Source organism: Caballeronia sp. SBC1 (assembly GCF_011493005.1).
In the GTDB taxonomy this organism is placed as follows: domain Bacteria; phylum Pseudomonadota; class Gammaproteobacteria; order Burkholderiales; family Burkholderiaceae; genus Caballeronia.
The window spans coordinates 988,647-1,007,384 of record NZ_CP049157.1; the positions used below are offsets into that span (position 1 = coordinate 988,647).

General features: G+C 61.0%; 17 protein-coding genes. 8 read left to right on the forward strand and 9 right to left on the reverse strand.

Annotation, left to right across the window (positions count from 1 at the left end; all coding sequences use genetic code 11):
* Positions 1–112 precede the first annotated feature (112 nt).
* Together SBC1_RS22470 and SBC1_RS22475 are read right to left on the reverse strand one after the other, a co-directional pair.
* Positions 113–3,145, reverse strand: a complete 3,033-nt coding sequence (locus SBC1_RS22470) for an FAD-binding and (Fe-S)-binding domain-containing protein (protein ID WP_165095841.1) — start codon at positions 3,143–3,145, stop codon at positions 113–115.
* Positions 3,146–3,232: 87 nt separating this feature from the next.
* Complete coding sequence (locus SBC1_RS22475; RefSeq protein WP_165095836.1) at positions 3,233–4,453, reverse strand: alanine--glyoxylate aminotransferase family protein; 1,221 nt, start codon at positions 4,451–4,453, stop codon at positions 3,233–3,235.
* A 157-nt stretch (positions 4,454–4,610) separates the two neighbouring features.
* Here SBC1_RS22475 and SBC1_RS22480 point away from each other — a divergent pair, with 157 nt between their 5' ends.
* Positions 4,611–5,375: a GntR family transcriptional regulator gene (locus tag SBC1_RS22480; RefSeq protein ID WP_165095831.1), complete on the forward strand. Its 765-nt coding sequence runs from the start codon at positions 4,611–4,613 to the stop codon at positions 5,373–5,375.
* A gap of 423 nt (positions 5,376–5,798) precedes the next feature.
* The gene (locus SBC1_RS22485) at positions 5,799–7,073 is read left to right on the forward strand and encodes an MFS transporter (protein WP_165095828.1); all 1,275 of its coding nucleotides are present in this window, start codon (positions 5,799–5,801) and stop codon (positions 7,071–7,073) included.
* 49 nt (positions 7,074–7,122) lie between these two features.
* On the opposite strand, the gene SBC1_RS22490 is transcribed toward SBC1_RS22485, so the two are convergent.
* Positions 7,123–8,184, reverse strand: coding sequence for an AraC family transcriptional regulator (locus SBC1_RS22490; RefSeq protein WP_165095825.1), 1,062 nt, complete (start codon positions 8,182–8,184; stop codon positions 7,123–7,125).
* A 347-nt stretch (positions 8,185–8,531) separates the two neighbouring features.
* On the opposite strand from SBC1_RS22490, the gene SBC1_RS22495 reads away from it, so the two are divergent.
* On the forward strand, positions 8,532–8,816 hold the full coding sequence (locus tag SBC1_RS22495) for a hypothetical protein (protein WP_165095822.1): 285 nt from the start codon (positions 8,532–8,534) through the stop codon (positions 8,814–8,816).
* Positions 8,817–8,867: 51 nt separating this feature from the next.
* Here the strand turns inward: SBC1_RS22495 and SBC1_RS22500 are convergent, their stop codons facing one another.
* Positions 8,868–10,028 (reverse strand): citrate synthase family protein, encoded by a 1,161-nt coding sequence (locus SBC1_RS22500; RefSeq protein WP_165095819.1) that lies wholly within the window; start codon positions 10,026–10,028, stop codon positions 8,868–8,870.
* A gap of 98 nt (positions 10,029–10,126) precedes the next feature.
* On the opposite strand from SBC1_RS22500, the gene SBC1_RS22505 reads away from it, so the two are divergent.
* Complete coding sequence (locus tag SBC1_RS22505) at positions 10,127–10,648, forward strand: DinB family protein (protein ID WP_165095814.1); 522 nt, start codon at positions 10,127–10,129, stop codon at positions 10,646–10,648.
* A gap of 13 nt (positions 10,649–10,661) precedes the next feature.
* Here SBC1_RS22505 and SBC1_RS22510 read toward each other — a convergent pair whose 3' ends face one another.
* Both SBC1_RS22510 and SBC1_RS22515 read right to left on the reverse strand, forming a co-directional pair.
* Positions 10,662–11,123: a GNAT family N-acetyltransferase gene (locus tag SBC1_RS22510; RefSeq protein ID WP_165095811.1), complete on the reverse strand. Its 462-nt coding sequence runs from the start codon at positions 11,121–11,123 to the stop codon at positions 10,662–10,664.
* A 49-nt stretch (positions 11,124–11,172) separates the two neighbouring features.
* Positions 11,173–11,352, reverse strand: a complete 180-nt coding sequence (locus SBC1_RS22515) for a hypothetical protein (RefSeq protein WP_165095808.1) — start codon at positions 11,350–11,352, stop codon at positions 11,173–11,175.
* 405 nt (positions 11,353–11,757) lie between these two features.
* Here SBC1_RS22515 and SBC1_RS22520 point away from each other — a divergent pair, with 405 nt between their 5' ends.
* From SBC1_RS22520 to SBC1_RS40455, 3 genes are all read left to right on the forward strand, one after another.
* Complete coding sequence (locus SBC1_RS22520) at positions 11,758–13,005, forward strand: MFS transporter (protein WP_165095805.1); 1,248 nt, start codon at positions 11,758–11,760, stop codon at positions 13,003–13,005.
* A gap of 6 nt (positions 13,006–13,011) precedes the next feature.
* A complete protein-coding gene (locus SBC1_RS22525) occupies positions 13,012–13,845 on the forward strand; it encodes an amidohydrolase (RefSeq protein ID WP_165095802.1) in 834 nt (277 codons plus the stop codon).
* Positions 13,846–13,979: 134 nt separating this feature from the next.
* Complete coding sequence (locus SBC1_RS40455; protein ID WP_305879163.1) at positions 13,980–15,488, forward strand: methyl-accepting chemotaxis protein; 1,509 nt, start codon at positions 13,980–13,982, stop codon at positions 15,486–15,488.
* A gap of 36 nt (positions 15,489–15,524) precedes the next feature.
* On the opposite strand, the gene SBC1_RS22535 is transcribed toward SBC1_RS40455, so the two are convergent.
* The 3 genes from SBC1_RS22535 to SBC1_RS22545 form a co-directional block, all read right to left on the reverse strand.
* A complete protein-coding gene (locus SBC1_RS22535; protein WP_165095793.1) occupies positions 15,525–16,247 on the reverse strand; it encodes a GntR family transcriptional regulator in 723 nt (240 codons plus the stop codon).
* 152 nt (positions 16,248–16,399) lie between these two features.
* Positions 16,400–16,936 (reverse strand): GNAT family N-acetyltransferase, encoded by a 537-nt coding sequence (locus SBC1_RS22540; protein ID WP_165095790.1) that lies wholly within the window; start codon positions 16,934–16,936, stop codon positions 16,400–16,402.
* A 73-nt stretch (positions 16,937–17,009) separates the two neighbouring features.
* Positions 17,010–17,477 carry a GNAT family N-acetyltransferase gene (locus SBC1_RS22545; protein WP_370469654.1) on the reverse strand — a complete coding sequence of 156 codons (468 nt, stop codon included), beginning with the start codon at positions 17,475–17,477 and terminating at the stop codon, positions 17,010–17,012.
* Positions 17,478–17,823: 346 nt separating this feature from the next.
* Between SBC1_RS22545 and SBC1_RS22550 the strand changes: the two genes are divergently transcribed.
* Positions 17,824–18,591: an SH3 domain-containing protein gene (locus SBC1_RS22550; protein WP_165095784.1), complete on the forward strand. Its 768-nt coding sequence runs from the start codon at positions 17,824–17,826 to the stop codon at positions 18,589–18,591.
* The last annotated feature ends 147 nt before the right edge of the window (positions 18,592–18,738 follow it).

Here is an 18,738-nt window from a genome sequence, read left to right on the forward strand (position 1 = left end):
CTGAATGGGCGTTAAGGCGAGGGTGCGAATCCTGGGTTTGCGCGGTCGTGCCATGCTGGTCTCCAATGCGCGGAACATGACGTCGTCCGCTGTTTATGTGAACCCGTGCTGATCAATAATCCCTTAGCGCCGCAGCCAATACCTGGGCAACATGCAGCGCCTTTGCGTCGCTGCCATCGGCTATCTGGTGACGGCAACTGGTGCCGTCGGCGACAATCACGGCGTCCTGTGCCTTTCGTGCTTTCCGCACGGCGGGCAGCAGCGACAACTCCGCCATCGCATTCGATGCTTCGTAGTGCTCGGCTTCGTAGCCGAAACTCCCCGCCATGCCGCAACAGGACGATTCGACCACCGAGACTTCGAGCTGAGGAATCCAGCCGAGAACAGCCTGCACTGGACGAAACACATCGAAGGCCTTTTGATGGCAATGCCCGTGAACGAGCGCCTTCGGCTGAGCGAGGGGTTTCAGCGAAAGCCGCAGACGTCCGGCTTCTTTCTCGCGAACCAGGAATTCTTCGAACAAGAACGATGACTCCGAGAGCTTGCGCGCTTCATCGCCATAACCGTAGTCGAGGAATTCATCGCGGAAGGAAAGCAGGCACGATGGTTCAAGGCCGACTACCGGCACGCCTCGTTCTATATAAGGCCGCAATGTGTCCAGCGTGCGGCGCGCTTCAGCCTTCGCTTCGTCGACCCGTCCCGCCGAGAGGAACGTGCGCCCGCAGCACAGCGGCCGCTCGCCCGCCTTGACGTTCAGATGAACCGTGTAGCCCGCCGCCTCAAGCACGCGCTTCGCGGCACGAGCGTTGTCGGGCTCCATATAGTTGTTGAAGGTATCGACGAAAAGCAGCACTTCCTTGTCGCCCTGCGCGGGTGGCAAGGGCTGCAAAGCCGTCGATAAAAACGACTTCACGAAGTGCGGAAACGCGCGTTGCGGCGCAAGGCCGAGGCGAGTTTTTAACCAGCCTGCAAAACGCGGCAAACGCTCGACCGATCCGAACAACGACGGCATGCGGCTCGCATACGGCGCGTAACGCGGCAGAAAGCCCACTAGCCGGTCGCGCATGCGCATTCCGTTCGCGGAGGTCCACGCGGCGCGCGCTTCAATCTTGATCTTCGCCATGTCGACGCCCGTCGGGCAATCGCGCTTGCAGCCCTTGCACGATACGCACAGGTCCAGCACATCCTTCACGTCCTGGCTTGCAAGACCACCCTCGCCGAGTTGCCCGCTGATCGCAAGCCGCAGCGTATTCGCGCGGCCTCGCGTGACGTGCTGTTCGTCCTTGGTGATGCGATAGCTCGGGCACATGGTGCCTGCATCGAACTTGCGGCAATGGCCGTTGTTGTTGCACATCTCGACGGCCTTCGCGAGCCCACCGGTGCGATCGTCGCCCGTTCCCGGTCCGGTCTCGACACCCGTCAACGGATCGCGCGTCACGTTCCATTGCGACCAGTCGAGTTGCGTTTCGATCTCACGTTCGCGATACGTTGGCGGGAAACGAAAGTTCGTCGCGTCGTCCATCTTCGGCGGATTCACAATGCGATCCGGGCTCATGCGATTCTCGGGATCGAATAGCGTCTTGATCTCGCGGAACGCCTCGTTAAGTCGCGGTCCGTACTGCCACGCGACCCATTCGCCGCGGCACAAACCATCGCCGTGTTCGCCCGAATAGGCGCCCTTGTACTCGCGCACCAGCGCCGACGCTTCTTCCGCAATCGCCCGCATCTTCTGCGCGCCGGTGCGGCGCATATCCAGAATCGGCCGCACGTGCAGCGTCCCGACGCTCGCGTGCGCGTACCAGGTGCCTTCGGTATCGTGCTTGTGGAAGACCTCGGTGAGACGCGTGGTGTACTGCGCGAGATGTTCGAGCGGCACGGCGCAATCTTCGATGAACGACACCGGCTTGCCGTCGCCCTTCATGCTCATCATGATGTTGAGGCCGGCCTTGCGTACTTCCCACAAGGCTTTTTGTTGCGCGGCGTCGGGCATCTCGACCACCGAGCCCGGCAAGCCCAGATCGCCCATCAGCTCCACGAGCTGTGCAAGCTTCGCGAGTTGCACGGCCTTGTCCACGCCGGCGAACTCGACCAGCAACACGGCTTGCGGCTGGCCGACCAGCGCACGCTCGATCACCGGGCGGAACGCCGGATTGGACATCGACAGGTCAATCATTGTGCGGTCGACCAGTTCCACGGCGACCGGCCCCAGCTTGACGATGTGCTGGGTCATGTCCATTGCGTCGTAGAACGTGGGGAAGTTCACGACGCCAAGCGTCTTGTGCTCGGGCAGTGGCCACAGTTTCAACGTGAGTTGCCGGCTGAACGCGAGCGTGCCTTCGGAGCCCACCAGCAACTGCGCGAGATTCGGCTCGCCATCGGCGCTGAAGGGCAAGGGGCTCTGGCAATCGAAGAGATCGATGTTGTAGCCCGCTACCCGCCGCAATACCTTCGGCACCTGTTCGCGGATTTCATCGCGTTCGCGTTGTGCTACGCGCTGCACGCCTTCGACCAGCGAACGCGTGCGAGCGTCGGATGACATGGCATGCAATGCCGCGAACGTCGCTTGGTGACCATCGGCCAGCACGGCATCGATAGACGCCACGTTGTGCACCATGATCCCGTATTCCATCGACCGCGAGCCGCACGAGTTGTTGCCAGCCATGCCGCCAATCGTGCATTGCGCACTGGTCGATACATCGACGGGAAACCACAAGCCGTGCGGCTTCAGCCACGCATTCAGATGATCAAGCACTACGCCCGGTTCCACCGTCACCGTGCGCGCTTCAGGGTCAAAGTGGACGATATTGTTGAGCCACTTGCTTGTATCGATCACCAGCGCTTCGCCAATCGTCTGGCCGCACTGGCTCGTCCCCGCTCCGCGGGCGAGCACGGGAACACGCGCGTCGCGTGCAATCTCCAAAGCAAGCAGCAGGTCGGCCTGATCTTTCGGCACGACCGCGCCCAGCGGCATGATCTGATAGATCGACGCGTCCGTCGCGTAGCGTCCGCGCGCCGCCCGGTCGAATAGCACATCGCCTTTTAACTCCTGACGCAGGCGCATGGCCAGCGGCGACAGCGTGGCGCGCGCCGAAGCCGGCATCAGGTGAATCGGCTGGACGAGTGCTTCGGAAGATTTGGTCAGCATCGGCGTCTACGCGCGGTTGAGTGAGGGGAGATGCGGGGAGTCTCTAATGAGAAGCCGGTCATGCGTTGCCGCCGGACCGGCTTCGCGTCACGCCGCCGCCTTCAATGCCGGTGCTGCGCTGTGGCTCGTCAAGTAGTCCATTGCCGCTAGGACACCGCTGCCCGCAAGCTTCACGCCGGACAACTTGATGCCCATTTCACAGCCTGTGAGCGTCGCCATCAGCGTGAGGTCGTTGCAGTCGCCCAGATGCCCGATGCGGAACATGCGGCCCTTGAGCTTGCCGAGGCCAGTGCCGAGCGACATGTCGAAGTTCTCGTAGATGGTCTTGCGGATTGCATCCGCGTCCACGCCTTCAGGCGTCATCACGCCCGTCAGCACCGGCGAATAAACGGCCGGGTCCGCGCACTGGATCTCGAGTCCCCATGCGTTGACCGCCGCGCGGCAAGCCGCAGCCAGTCTTTGATGCCGGGCGAAGACCTGGTCGAGTCCTTCGTCGCCGATCATCTCGAGCGCTTCCGACAACCCGTACAACAAATTGGTGTTCGGCGTGTACGGCCAGTACCCACTCTTGTTCATCTCGATGATCTCGTCCCACGCCCAGAATGCACGCGGCAACTTTGCGTCCTTGCTTGCCTTGATCGCCTTCGGCGAGACCGCGTTGAAGCTGATCCCCGGCGGCAGCATCAAGCCTTTTTGCGAACCGGACACGGTGACATCCACGCCCCATTCGTCATGCCGATAATCCGCGGACGCAAGACCCGAAATCGTATCGACGAGAAACAGCGCCGGATGTCCAGCCGCATCGATCGCGCGCCGCACGGCTGCGATGTCCGATGTGACGCCCGTCGAGGTTTCGTTATGGACGACGCAAACCGCCTTGATCGTGTGCTGCGTGTCTTCACGCAGACGCGCTTCAATCATGTCCGCCTGCACGCCGCGCCGCCATCCCTCAATGCCGGGCAGCCCCAGGAATTCAGGCTTCAGCCCGAGGTTTTCGGCCATCTTTTTCCAGAGCGTAGCGAAGTGGCCGGTCTCGAACATCAGCACGGTGTCGCCGGGGCTGAGCGTGTTGCAGAGTGCCGCTTCCCAAGCGCCCGTGCCCGATGACGGATAGATCACGACCGGTTGCGCGGTCTTGAATATTGCCTTGATACCCTCCAGGACTTTCAGGCCCAACGCGCCGAATTCCGGCCCGCGATGGTCGATCGTCGGATAACTCATTGCCCGCAGGATGCGGTCGGGAACCGGGCTCGGACCCGGAATCTGCAGGAAATGGCGACCAGCGGGATGGAAATCGAGCTTTAACATGATGCGTCCTTTGAATTTTGCATGCAAAATACTTTAGCGCACCGTTGCGGCGATCGGAAGCGATAAATGATGGTTTTTCTTAGGTGGAAACCCGCCCCTCCAAATTTACCGGTGTCGTAAGGTAAAATCCCGCCAACAGAATGGGTTGAGGTATTGAATGCAAAATGATCATCTGCAGGATTCACAGATCGCGCAGATTTCGCAAATCGCAGCCACGCTTCCAAAAGTTGAGCGGCAGCGGTTGCACGACACGGTGGTTGAGCACCTGCGCAATTTCATTGTGGAGGGCTTGCTCGCGCCGGGCGTGAAGCTCAACGAACGCACGTTGTGCGAGACGCTGGGCATTTCGCGCACGCCGTTGCGTGAGGCGCTGAAAGTGCTGGCGTCCGAGGGCCTGATCGACATCCTGCCGAACCGGGGCGCGTCGGTATCGCAGATGAGCGAGGCGGAGATTCGCGAGACCTTCGAACTGATGAGCGGGCTGGAAGCGTTCTCGGGTGAACTCGCGTGCGAGCGGATAACGCCAGCCGAGCTGAGCGAAATCAAGGCGCTGCATTACGCCATGCTGGCGTGCCGGGAGCAGAACGACCTGTCGGGGTACTACAGCCGCAATCAAGCCATTCACGACAAGATCAACGACGCCGCGCGCAATTCCGCGTTGCGGCAGACCTATGTATCGGTGAACCGGCGGCTGCAGGCATTGCGGTTCCGGTCCAACTTCCAGACGGTGAAGTGGGACAGCGCGATCCGCGATCATGAAGCCATGATCGAGGCGCTGGAAGCACGCGACGGCAAGCGCATGGCGGCTATCCTTCGTGGCCATTTGCTGGCCAAGCGCGATGCGGTTTTGGCCGAAAGAACCATGACGACGGTGCGCACGCGCTCGGAGGGCGGCACGCTGCCTGACGCCCCGCCAGGTTAAAACGCGTTGGGGTTCGAAACAACCCAAGGCCGATTTCGCGGACGCCGTCTGCGAAATCGGCCTTGCCTTGTCCGCTGACAGTCCACCTTCGCGCCGGCAAATAAAACGCCCGGCACGCTCGTCTTCAAGTCTCTTCGCTCCCTCGCATTTCCCGCGCACGGCCCCTTGTATAAATGCATTTTGGATTATCGCGAGAACGACCGGCCACCGGAATTGTTCTGGAAAGCGTATCGCAACGACCGGGACGCGGGCTTCAAGACCAACGCACATGCAGGCACCGCCCGCCTCCCATGCAACCCACTGCGTCAATTCCGCTTCAAGCACGAGTATTCGGATTGTCTTATCATGCGGCGGGCTTCGCCCCAAGCAGAAAGAAGCAATCCATGCATATTGGCACAGCCGCCTTTTTCCCAGACCGCGCCCATGCACCCCGCAGCAGACCACCTGATTCACGCCCCGAAAGCCAAGCCCACCCGTATCGTCCTGGCTACCATCATTGGTAACGCGTTTGTCGCGTACGACTTTACGGTCTACAGCTTCTCCGCCGTCATCATCGGCAAACTGTTCTTCCCGTCGCACAATCCGCTCTCGTCGCTGCTGCTGTCGCTGGCCACCTTCGGCGCAGGCTTTGTCATGCGCCCGCTCGGAGCAATGATCATCGGGCAGATAGCCAACAGCCGGGGCCGGAAAGCCGGCATGGCGTGGTCGCTTACGCTCATGACGCTCGGCACATGGCTGATCGCATGCTTGCCGACGGTTGCTTCCATTGGCCCGGCTGCGACGGTGCTGATGGTCCTTGCGCGACTCATGCAGGGGCTCGCGGCAGGAGGCGAAATCGGGCCGGCGTCGGCGGTGTTGATGGAATCGGTCCCGCGCAACCGCCGCTGTTATCTCACCAGCTGGCGTGGCGCGAGCCAGGGCGCGGCCGCATTTGCCGCCGCGATGGTCGGTGCAATCACGACCGCGTGGCTCTCGCCGGCCGACATGCACGACTGGGGATGGCGGATTCCGTTCGTGCTCGGTGGGTTGATCGGCCCCGTCGGCTGGTATTTGCGCCGGCACATGCCTTCGGTCGTCATCGATGCTCCCAAACGCCCCCGGCTCGCCAGCATGTTCGCGGAGCACGCACGCACGCTGTTCTACGGAACATTGATGATGGCCGCGCCGTCGATCGGCATCTATATCACCGTGTTCTACATGCCGAGCTATCTGGTGCGGACGTTGCACCGCCCCGCCGCCATCAGCCTGCTGACCGCCAGCCTGTCTGGTCTCGTGATCCTGGTGGTGAACCCGCTGGTGGCCCGGATCGCCGACCGGCAAAAGCGGCGCAAGCCAATCCAGTACCTGGCGCTCGTGATCTGTCTTGTGCTGACTTATCCAGCCTTCCTGGCATTGAGAATGGGCGTAGGCAATGTCGCCGCGCTACTGATCATCATCGGGTATGTGGCAGTCGCGCTCAGCAATGCCGGTGCGAGCACGGTGACCATGCTGGAGGCCTTTCCGCCGCAACATCGCGCGGCCGCGCTGTCCATCATGTACAGCTTCGGCGTGGCGATTTTCGGCGGCTTCTCGCCGCTCATCGTCACGTGGCTGATCGCCAAGACCGGCAATCCGATGATGCCCGCGTGGTATCTGATCGCCGCCATCTGCGTCACCCTGTTCGCCCTGCACCGCTTCCCCGAAAGGACGCTCGACTGACTTGTATCGGGCTAATCGGGGTCATCGGGCTAATCAGCGTATAGCGGCGCTATTTGCCGCCGGGCCCGTACGATGACAGCAGATCCAGCCTGCTCGCCCGCTGCAGCTCGAACGCACGAGCACGCGCATCTTGCGGGCTCATGCCGTAAGCGCGGCGAAACGCGCGCGTGAAATCCGACGCGCTGTTAAAACCCAGCCCGAACGCAATATCGATAACGTGAAGATGCGGGAAGCGGACCAGTTCGTCGGCCGCCTCGCGCAAACGGCGATTGCGGATATACGCCCCGAGTCCGCCCTCATGCTCGAACCAGCGGTAGATCGTGGCGCGCTTCAATTGCAGTGCATCCACCACGCTCGAAGGCGAAAGACCCGGCTGGTTGAGATTCGCTTCAACATACCGCCGCACCTGGCTCATCACGGCCGCCTGCACGGCTGCGCGGGCGTCGCCGGTCAAACTCGCCTGCTTGCGGAAAGCCGCGAGCAGCAGTTGCGCGCCGGCATCGAGTTCATGCGCCGCCTGCGCCGCGTTCATTTTTGGCAGATCGCGGCTCAGGGCCAATGCGTGGTTCATGATGAGCTGGGTCAGCGGCGCTCCGTGCTGGACTACCCGGCCATGAATAGCTTCGGCGTCGGGCAACGTGGCCTCCACGACCGCTCTAGGCACGAACATCGTCAACACGTGGCACTCGGACCGCTCGAGGCGAAATGGCTGATCCATGTCGAAAACGATTATTCCCTGCACCGAATCCACGGCGCTGCGCTTCTGCTGCGCGCCCATTTCCGTCCTGACCGTTCCCTGCGCGAAAACGTGGAAAACGTAGTTGCGCCGCTCGTCGGTGGAGACTCTTGCGACCGAACGCTCAAGCGACATGGCGTCGGTGACGGCATCCGTAAAGACGAGGTCGCCGACCGAATACCGATCGATACGGCCGCGAAAGCCATCGGCGAGCTGCTCCTTCGAAGGCAGGACATCCACGACATGCCCAACCCGATCCCGCCAGGCGAGCATCTGCTGGTTCACCTCCGACGCATACGTGCTGAAGCTGCTGCGGACAATGCCAGCGTTCGCAGCAATTTCAGCGCGCCCGTCTCGACGGGTATTCGAAGACATGGTGTGTACCTGATAGCGCCCCAAAAAAGCCAATCCATCCGGCGTGGGACGCGTTGAACAAATTTAATTCGAGAACTGAGACACACGGTCAAGACCGTTTAAACCCCTACGGTATCTTCACATCAATAGCATCGCCGTCCATTCCGTACTGTGAGAGGACATGCCTGGTTTACGGCATCGCAAGAAGAAATTGCAGAGTCTTTCCATCAAACGTGGTGGTACGGAATCACAGGGATCGTTCACGCCATCTGCACAGCGAGACGAGCAACTTGATCGGCGATATCCGGACGAATTGAACGCAACACCCTTCCTGAGAAGCTCAGCGAAGCACGATGAGATATCAGCAAATGAGCGCTTTAAAGAAAGCACCGTCACCTAATCCCGGCAACTTGACGCCCGCAAGTTTAGCCGATCGGCAACTCGACCATATCGAGCGCATGGTCAGGTCCGTCGCACGGGCCTATCCGGCTGGACCCGTCCACGGCATGGACCAGGAGTACTGGGAAAGCCGGCTTCACGCCCTGATGAACGAGAGCGATCTTGTTGCAGTGCAACAACACCGGGTGCAACGATTGTTGCAGGATCTGGCCAAGCGCGCACGGCCGAACGCACTGAAACGAACGGCCGCGTGAGCCGCGGGGGACGAGCGAGGGTTTGAAAATGGCTTTACTGCCCGGTCAGGCTCATTCCGCGGACTTCGGTTGTAGCCCGACATAACGTGCGCGAGGCCGGATCAGGCGGCCCATTTGCGCTTGCTCCAACGCGTGCGCGAGCCAGCCGGCGCAGCGTGCAAGCGCGAAGAGTGACAGCGGCGCATGCGCCGGCAGATCAAAAGCAGCGGCAAGAACCGCCAGCGCGAAATCAACATTCGGCCGCTCGCCGACCGCCCTCTCCACGCACGCCGCAAGTTCTGCGTAAAGCGGCGGCACGGTCACTGTGTTGAGCAGAGCGCTCGCCCTGGGATCCCCATCGGCGTATAGCGGATGACCGAATGCCGGAAACGCGCGGCCTTGCGCCAGCCAGTTGCGCACAGCCGCTTCCGGGCCGATATCGGTTGCCCACTCAATCAGCCCGCGAACCGACGACGATGCGCCTCCATGCAACGGTCCTGTGAGCGTAGCGAGGCCAGCCAGCACGCCAGCCGATAACGACGCGCCCGTGGAGACGGTGACGCGCGTAGCGAAGGTCGATGCATTCAGTTCGTGATCGGCGAGTAAAACGAGGGCGCGCCGGATCGCGTCTTCCGCCTCGCTGCATCTCCACGATACGGCAAGCCGCTCGCTTAATGTGCGTCCCGCGCGCAAAGAAACAGTCCCGCCAAGGATGGCTTGTGCGAGCGTCGACAGCACACTGGCGGCCTCGTCTCGTAGCACAGCGGGGGTGCGTCCGCTCGATGGCAAGTCACGCGCGCTACGCCTGGCCAATGCGACGAGACTCGCGGTCAAAGGATCGTCGGCGCTGGCAGCCTTGCGCTTGATCGGCGGCTCGATGCAGACCGCATCGGCCTCCCACAGCAGCCCGGCTACCTCCTCAAACGACGCCGTGTTCGCGAGCTCGATGGCATCCCGTCCGCGATACCAAAGCTTCCCGTTCGACACCGTCGAGATAGCAGAAAGCAAAACGGGATCACCCCAGTCGATGGTCTGGGCCGCCACCTTCTCGACCTTGCGCTGTCCGCTACGGCGCTCCGCCATTCGCAATACATCGTCCCGGTGATAAAGGCTGCGGCGAGGGTCGGCCTTATCGGGTTTCGCGCGGATCTTTCCGCGGCTCACGTTCGCATACAGCGTCTGCGCACGGACGTTCAATACGCTCAACGCCTCGGCCGTCGTCATCCATGCCATGGGATCTCACATTGATGAATTGAATCAAGATTGACGTCAACTTTATCAACATTAATATCCGTACGGTACGAACGTTTTAGAGCCGCAAGGGGGACGACATGCAGAGCCTGCTCAAACAGCACTTCGATACATTCGCACGCTACAACGCGTGGGCAAACACCCGCCTCTTCGATGCAGCCGCCCTCCTGAGCGACGCCGATTATCGAGCAGATCGCGGTGCGTTTTTCAAGTCGATACACGGCACGCTCAATCACTTGCTCGTGACCGACCGCGTATGGATGTTTCGTTTCACCGGCGAGGGCGATTCACCCGACCGGCTCGATGCGATCCTCTTCGAGCAGCTTGAGTCGCTGCGCGATGCGCGTGAAACGGAGGACTCGCGGATCGTGCGGTACGTAACGGGGCTTAACGATGCTTCCCTGGAAGGTGCGATCACGTACCGGCGCGTCTCCACGCCGGAAGCGATCACGCAACCTCTCGCGCCTGCGCTGGCGCATTGGTTTAATCACCAGACGCATCACCGTGGCCAGGTGCATGCGCTGTTGACCGGTCTGGCGGGACGAGCGCCGGAACTTGACTTGCTCTTTTACCAGCGTCTCGCGGAGAAGGGGCTTGCCTGAGCGGCAGCGGGCTTCATAGCGGCTTACGATAGACCACGGACCCTTGCTTCTCGGCGACCTTATCGTAGAGTTGCATTGCCGTGGTGTTGGTCTCTCGCGTGTGCCAATACACGCGTTCAACACCTGATGTCTGTGCGTACCGATAAACCTCCTGGATCAGCTTGCGGCCAACCCCTTTTCCTCTGGCAGCCTCCGCAGTAAACAGATCCTGCAGATAACAACTCGGGCCCAGTTGGATCGTGCTTCGATGAAAAAGAAAGTGCGTCAAACCGACTAACTCTCCCGCGCTTTCCGCGACCAGTGCATGCATGGGCTCGTAGACATCGAAAAAACGGGACCACGTCATCCGCGTGATTTCAATTGGCAACGCCGTGTCGCCGTGGCGGTCATAAAAGGCGTTATAGCCATCCCAGAGAAGCTTCCATGCGGGGAAATCGGAGGGCACAACGGGGCGTACGTGAATGGCTTCAATCATATCGGGTGCATGGTGTGGTTGGGGGTTCACGCTTCAGTCGCGGCAAGTTTCATGGAGAGGCAGCGCAATCACCGAGCTGGGCATAGCGCTCGGCGGGGGTTTGTTTTCCCTGCGTATCGGCGTTGCGGCTTGCCACGCAAGAATCGAAATTTCTTTTCGATGCGTCAGCGACATGGCGAATGGGATAAGCCATCGCGAGCGCCACAATAAGCAGCATGACAATCAGCAACCGAGCCACACTCCGCACGAAAGTACGCGCTTCGAACTGTCGTGTAGCCGTTCCCATGATGTCCGCCTGGCTCGTGAGGTCAGTGACAAGAATAGAAGGGTGCTGGCACCGTTCATAGGTCCATTAAAAACAATAAACGTAGAGCCACGGCCGGGCTTGCGCGTAGCCCGCGAGGCCGTTGCCAAACTAGCCGAGATCGTGCGCTCCATGCCGAGCTCAACGGGCAAACCATCAAAAACGACGTCTAAAGTCTGAGTGCCATCTGCCGATAACGGGTAAACACCTATCCCACGAACTTACCATTCATATAAACATATATATGTTTTAACGATTGGTTGACCATTTCATTCGTCAATCTCGGCTGGCCTCATTCATTCAAGCAAGATAAAGACGCACGGAGACTCGATGTTTTCCTGGTACCGGCAGGTTTCTAAAGGTGAGCGATACACGTTCTGGGCGTGTTTCGGCGGTTGGGCGCTGGACGCTCTTGATGTCCAGATGTTCAGTCTCGTCATCCCCGCGATCATTGCGGAATGGGGTATCAGCAAGACCCAGGCAGGTCTCGTGAGCGGCGTCACGCTGGTGGCATCGGCACTCGGTGGATGGATCTGTGGTGCAGCGGCGGATCGGTACGGCCGCGTGAAAACCCTGCAGGTCACCGTAGTCTTTTTCTCCGTCTTCACGTTACTGTCTGCGTTCGCGCAGAACTATCCGCAGTTCATCGTGCTGAAAGCGCTACAGGGTTTTGGCTTCGGCGGCGAATGGGCAGCGGGCGCGGTGCTGATGGCCGAGACCATTCGCAATGAGCATCGCGGTAAGGCAATGGGCGCCGTACAAAGCGCATGGGCCGTCGGCTGGGCCGCCGCCGTGCTGCTCTATGCGACCGTGTTTTCGTTCATGTCGCCCGATATCGGCTGGCGGGTGATGTTCGGCATCGGTATCTTGCCTGCACTCCTGATCATCTACATTCGCCGCAATGTGAAGGAACCGGCTGCACCCGCGCGCAAGGAGGCGGTCCTGAAGGACGGGAAGGAACGCACGCCACTTCTGTCGATCTTCGCGCCCGACGTAATACGCATGACTCTCATCGGCGGCGTGCTGGGCGTGGGCGCACACGGCGGGTACTCGGCGCTGACGACCTGGCTGCCGACCTACCTGAAGACCGAGCGTCATCTTTCGGTGCTGAGTACCGGCGGCTATCTGGCGGTGATTATCGCGGCGTTTTTCTTCGGCTGTCTGGCCGCGTCGCAGTTGCTGGACCGGATCGGGCGACGCCAGACCATCCTGCTGTTTTCCGTGTGCTGCGTAGGGACGGTGATCGTGTACCTGTTCGTGCCGCTCTCCAATCACGCCATGCTAGCGCTCGGCTTCCCGCTCGGTTTCTTCGCTGCAGGCATTCCGGCCAGTATGGGCGCGCTGTTCAACGAACTCTATCCACGCGGCACGCGCGGTACCGGCGTAGGCTTTTGCTACAACTTCGGACGTGTCGTATCCGCCGGATTCCCCGTGATGGTGGGACATCTGGCCGCGAAGTATTCGCTCGGATTCGCGATCGGCGTGGACGCGGTCTTCGCTTATGCGATCGTCGCTGTCAGCGTGATGATGCTGCCGGAAACGCGCGGGCGCACGCTAGCCGAAGACGTTCCGGCATAGATCGCTATGACTGATAGTCTGGTTACCGGGATAGATTCGCACGCCCACGTCTTCACGCGGGATCTGCCGCTCGCGCCAGGCCGGCGTTATGCACCGGCCTACGACTCGACGCTCGAGCACTACCGGGCCATGCTCGCGAGCATCGGGATGTCGCATGGCGTGCTGATCCAGCCCAGCTTCCTCGGCTTCGACAACAGCTATCTGCTCGCCTGTCTCGACGCGTACCCGCAGCAGTTGCGCGGCGTTGTCATGGCCGATCCGGTGAATGCTCGTGGTTACATCGACGACTGGCATGCGCGGGGTGTCGTGGGAATTCGCGCGAACCTGATCGGCGCTCAACTGCCCGATTTCACCGATCAACACTGGAGCGCGCTGCTCTCGCGCATGGTCGCGCTCGACTGGCACCTCGAAATGCAGATCGATGCGGGCCGCCTGCACCAAGTAGCGCCCGCGTTGCTGGCAAGCGGCGTGCGGATCGTGATCGATCATTTCGGGCGGTTCGATCCCGCGCTCGGCATCAGCGACCCCGGCTTCGGTTACCTGGTCTTGTTGGGCCAGACACGGCGCGTGTGGCTCAAGGTATCCGCAGGGTATCGGGTGAGCGCGAAACCCGGAGATCCCGAAGCGACATTAGCCACGAGCGCCAGCGCCTGGTCCGAACTGCTGCCAGCGTTCGGCGTCGACCGCTTGCTCTGGGGCACCGACTGGCCACATACCCAGTTCGAACACGTCTGCAATCCACGACACGCGCTGCACGACCTGTATCGGCTTCTCACCTCCGAGTCTCATCGACAGGCGGTGTTGATCGACACGCCCACAGAGCTGTTTCACTTTAGCTAATTATTAGAAATAGGAAAAAACCCTCAAGTCTTCGGCTTTCGGTCCGTTAAACATATATATGTTCATATCAATGAGGCCAACGGACAGTGTTTAAGAATCTTTCAATCAAGACAGGCTTGACCCTTGCGACAAGCGTGTTTGTCTTGTTGGTACTCGTTGTCGGAACCTGTTCTTTTGTTTCGCTGGGTCGCGCCAACCAGGCGTTAAGTGGCATGTACGAGCACGATCTGGCGGGCAGCACCGCGCTGACCCGCAGTTCCGAATTGCTGTTGCGTTGCCGCTCCGCGAAGAACCGGTTTGAATCACTGACCGAGGACAACAAGGCCGACGCCGCCGCAAAACAACTGGCTACGGCCCACGAATACTGCAATGAGTCGCAAAAGCAGTGGGATGCGTTCGCTGCGTTGCCGGTAAGGGGCGATGCGCAAGCGCTCATTGCGGATGCCGCCGCCAAGCATGCCGCGATGATGCAAAAAGGCATCATGCCGGAGTTCGACGCGCTCGAAGCGAAAGACTTTGACGCATACAAACGTATACAGATGCAGTTCAGCAGTCCGCTCTACAACCAGTTCGATCAGCTTTCGCAGCCGTTGCTCGGTTACGTATCGTCACGTGCCCAGCAGCGTTTCGAAGGAGCGGAAACGACCGCGAACATCGTGAATACGGTACTGGTTGCCTGCGCGCTGCTGGCGCTGGTGATCGGCGTCACCGTGAGGATTACGTTGACGCGTCTGGTCGTGAAGCCGATCACGGCGATGGCCGCAGACTTCGAGCGCATCGCCGGCGGCGATCTGCGCACGCCGATCATTGTGGAAAGCGACAACGAAATCGGCCAGTTGCAAGGCGCGTTGCGCCGCATGCAGACGGAGCTCGCGACAACGGTGCGGCACATTCGCCATTCAGCGGAATCGATTACTGTCGCGGCCGGCGAGATTGCGTCGGGCAACACCGACCTGTCGGCGCGCACCGAGCAGCAAGCTGCGTCGTTGCAGGAAACCGCGGCGAGCATGGAGCAGATCAGCGGCACCGTCGAGCGCAACGCCGACAACGCCAACCAGGCGGCCACGCTTGCGGCAAGTGCATCGACAATAGCGAGTCACGGGAGTGCGGTGGTCAACAACGTGATCTCGACCATGGCCGATATCTCGCAGAGTTCAGCGAAGATCGCGGACATCATTACGATCATTGAAGGAATCGCGTTCCAGACCAACATACTGGCGCTCAACGCGGCCGTGGAAGCCGCGCGTGCCGGCGAGGAAGGACGGGGCTTTGCGGTCGTGGCGGGCGAAGTGCGCAACCTCGCGCAACGTTCGTCGAGCGCGGCGAAAGAGATCAAGGCCTTGATCGATACATCGGTGGAGCGGGTGAGCGCGGGCTCGGGGCTCGTTGGAGAAGCGGGCACGACGATGACCCAGATCACGCAAGCCGTGCAGCGCGTGACCGACATCATGAGCGAGATCTCGGCGGCATCCGGCGAGCAGAGCCGGGGCATCAGCCAGGTCGCTACCGCCGTCACGCAGATGGACGAGGTCACGCAGCAGAACGCCGCGCTGGTGGAGGAGGCCGCGGCGGCCGCGCAATCGCTGGAAGATCAGGCGAAGTCGCTGAAAGACGCACTCGCGATTTTCAGCGTCAGCCAGTGAGCATGGAGGGCCTGAACGGCCTTCCTCAAGCGTGGCTCAGCGGATTTCCGACTGATACAGGAACTGGCTCGCGGGGCCGCGCGAGCGACGCCATTCGAGCGGATGGCGGTCGTATCCATAGGCTAGCCGTTCGATCACCACGATCGGCGTGCCCTTCTCAATTCCAAGCAGCTTTGCGTGCTTCACGCTTGCTGCTTCGACCGTCAAGGTTTCCGTAGCCGACGCCACGACCTGATTGCATTTCGCTTCGTACACCGGATAAAGCAGGTCGCCGATAGAGTCGAGCGGCAGGTCGGCGAACGCTGCGAAACGGTCGAGCGGCAGCCAGATGTCCTCAGTCAGGACTGGCGCGTCCTCGATCAAGCGCAACCGCGCCATCTGGATCACGTTGGCGCCGGGCGCGATCCGCAGCGCTGCAGCGACAGCGGCCGGCGCCTCCACCACGCTGCGTTTTAGAATCTGGCTCGTTGGAATCCGCCGTTCGCCAGACTTGCTCTGAAAGCGGAAGAACCGGAACAGCGAGCCATCGAAGCTCGCGCGCCGGACAAACGTGCCGCGCCCCTGATAACGTTCGAGCAGTCCTTCGGCGACCAGCAAGTCGATCGCCTTGCGCACGGTTCCAACGGCGAGATCAAAGCTCTGGGCAAGTTCCTGTTCGGTGGGAATAGCGTCGCCGGGTTGCCAGCGGCGTGCGGCTATGTTCGACGCAAGCTCATCGCGCAGGCGTTGGTATCGGGGGAGTCGGGTATCGGCTTGCATTCGTGATCTTCGGTGTAATACATGCACAGGATTGTATGACTTCCCCGTGACTTATTGGGTCAAATTGCGTTGCCATGCAAGTTGGCCCGTTGCGCGCTCAGTCGGTGCAGTCACGGCCTGATACGGCGCTTGCCTGGCGATGAAGCAATTACTCAGATCGCGCTGAGAGCGCAACAGTATCGAATCTCGGTCAACCACTTGCCGCCGAGTTGAACGCCTCTGCTTGAGTTGTCGCAGACAAAGCCGCTTCGCTTATAAAAGGCCCGCGCGCGACGATTGTCCAGTAAGACCCACAGGGCGACGTCCGTGTATCCGGCGGACAGCAGCGCGTGGCGCGCAGCGTCGATCAATCGCTTGCCGATGCCCTTGCGCCAGAAAGCCGGGGCGATGTAAAGCGTCTCTACTTCGGCCCAGCGATGATCCTTGTCCGCGTCCCGTGAGTCGCCGAATGCGACCCAGCCTAGAATCGTTTCGACGGCGTCAGCGTCGGCATCGCAATGAGCGACCAGCACCCGCGGTCTTCCCGCGACGATGGACCTCCGCCATGCCTCCCTCCGCTGCGTCACAGCCAGATTGGCCAGATAGACCTCGGGCAAGATTCCCCGATAAGCCGCCTGCCATGAGTCAACGTGGATTGTGGCAATAGCCTGCGCGTCTTCGACCGTGGCCTCGCGTATTCCAACAAGCATGATCGAATGGTCCCGTCTGCAAACTTGACGAAGAAATAATAGCAGTTGAGGAAGACGAAGCCGGCTATCTGCGCTACCCACTTTTCGGAGAAACATCCACCATCACCTTCGCGTGCGTAGCGGAGTTCTCGTCTACTTGAGAAAACCCGCATCGCGCGTAGAAGTCGGCGCCCGCTTGCGTGTCAGTCGACAAACGGACGAGCCGAAACTTTCCTGATGCATGCTGTAAAAGCGCATCGACCAGCGCGGCTCCAATCCCGCGCCGCCGGACAGAAGGGGCTACATACACGCGTCGTAGCCTTCCGACATCGCCCGCCGAAAGATAAGGGTCGATCGTCAGGCCGCCCATGCCGATCATGCGCCCGCCCTCGAACGCTCCAAGCAAACACTCCCCGGGCTTGTCGAACCGGTTCGTGCCGCTTCGCCATTCGGCAACTAACCGAGTCATGAAGTTGAAGCCTTCGCAGGCAGCCAAAGCCTCAAGCTCTTCCACCTCGGGCGGCAGCACCGGGATCCGCGTAATCGTTGTGCCAAGTGTCATCGCCATCCTGCCTTCGCGGTATGTTCTCTACGACGGTGGTGTTTAAAGTCCCAGTTTATCGAATGCCCACTGCTGGCCCAACAAGCGACCAAGCCGTGAATAAGCACGTCGACGCCCCGCAGCAATCGGTCCCGCGTCGCCGATGTTTAACGCCTTATGCGCGCGTCCCCGAAAGAAATTTTCTGTTCCTTCAGGTTTCACACGCATAGACTCCGTATAGCGTGAACTTCATACTTGCTTAATCCGTGCGGCTTTCGAGATTGCGGGATTTCGGGGCTGAAGACCGCTGTTGCAGGGCGGGTTACCGATAAGCATCGGAAGTCACGCTCCCACGATGAGAGGCCATATGCGAAAACAATTGCTTCAATGGGGTTGTATTGGATTTGCAGGGTTGCTGGCGCTGCCCGGCGTGGCATTCGCGCAGCAGCAGGCGTACACGAATGGCCCGGTCAACATGCGTGCCGGACCCGCGGGCGACTATCCGATCGTGACTCAGTTGCCAGGCGGCGTGCCCGTCACGGTCATGGGTTGCATCAGCGGCTACACATGGTGCGACGTCGTGGTGCCAAACTTGCGCGGCTGGGTCTACGCGGGGCGTCTCAGCTATCCGTATCAGGGCGGCAATGTGCCTATCCTGACTTACGGAACCACGATCGGCTTGCCTATTGTGACGTTTTCCATCGGTTCTTATTGGGGCAGTTATTACCGCGGCCGCCCTTGGTATAACCAGCAATCACGCTGGGCAAATCGCCCGCCGCCGCGCCCCGGTCCCGGCCGTCCGCCCGGTTATGGCGGACGTCCTCCGCCAGGACCACAGCCCGGTCACGGCGCTGGCGGCCGTCCTCCGGGCCCACCACCGGGACAAGGTGCTGGCGGGCGCCCTCCCGGACCACCGCCGGGCCACGGCGCTGGCGGCCGTCCTCCGGGGCCACCGCCGGGTCAAGGTGCGGGTGGCCGTCCTCCAGGACAGCCAGGCGGCGGTGGGCGCCCTTCGGGACCACCACCCGGTCATGGCGGCGGTGGAGGAAATGGTGGCGGTCACGGCGGCGGCGGTGGACAAGGCGGTGGCGGTGGCCGCGGTGGTGGAAACAACCAGCAGCAGCAGCACGGATAACTGCGATCTTTCGCCAGTCGCGGGCAGCGGCACGGATCTGCGCCTGCAGCAACACGCAAGCGACGCCAGAATCATCAAAGGTTTAGCGTCGCTTGCGCCCGCGCCACACGCTCGGAAAATTCACCTTCCCGACCAAGCGCCCGTTTT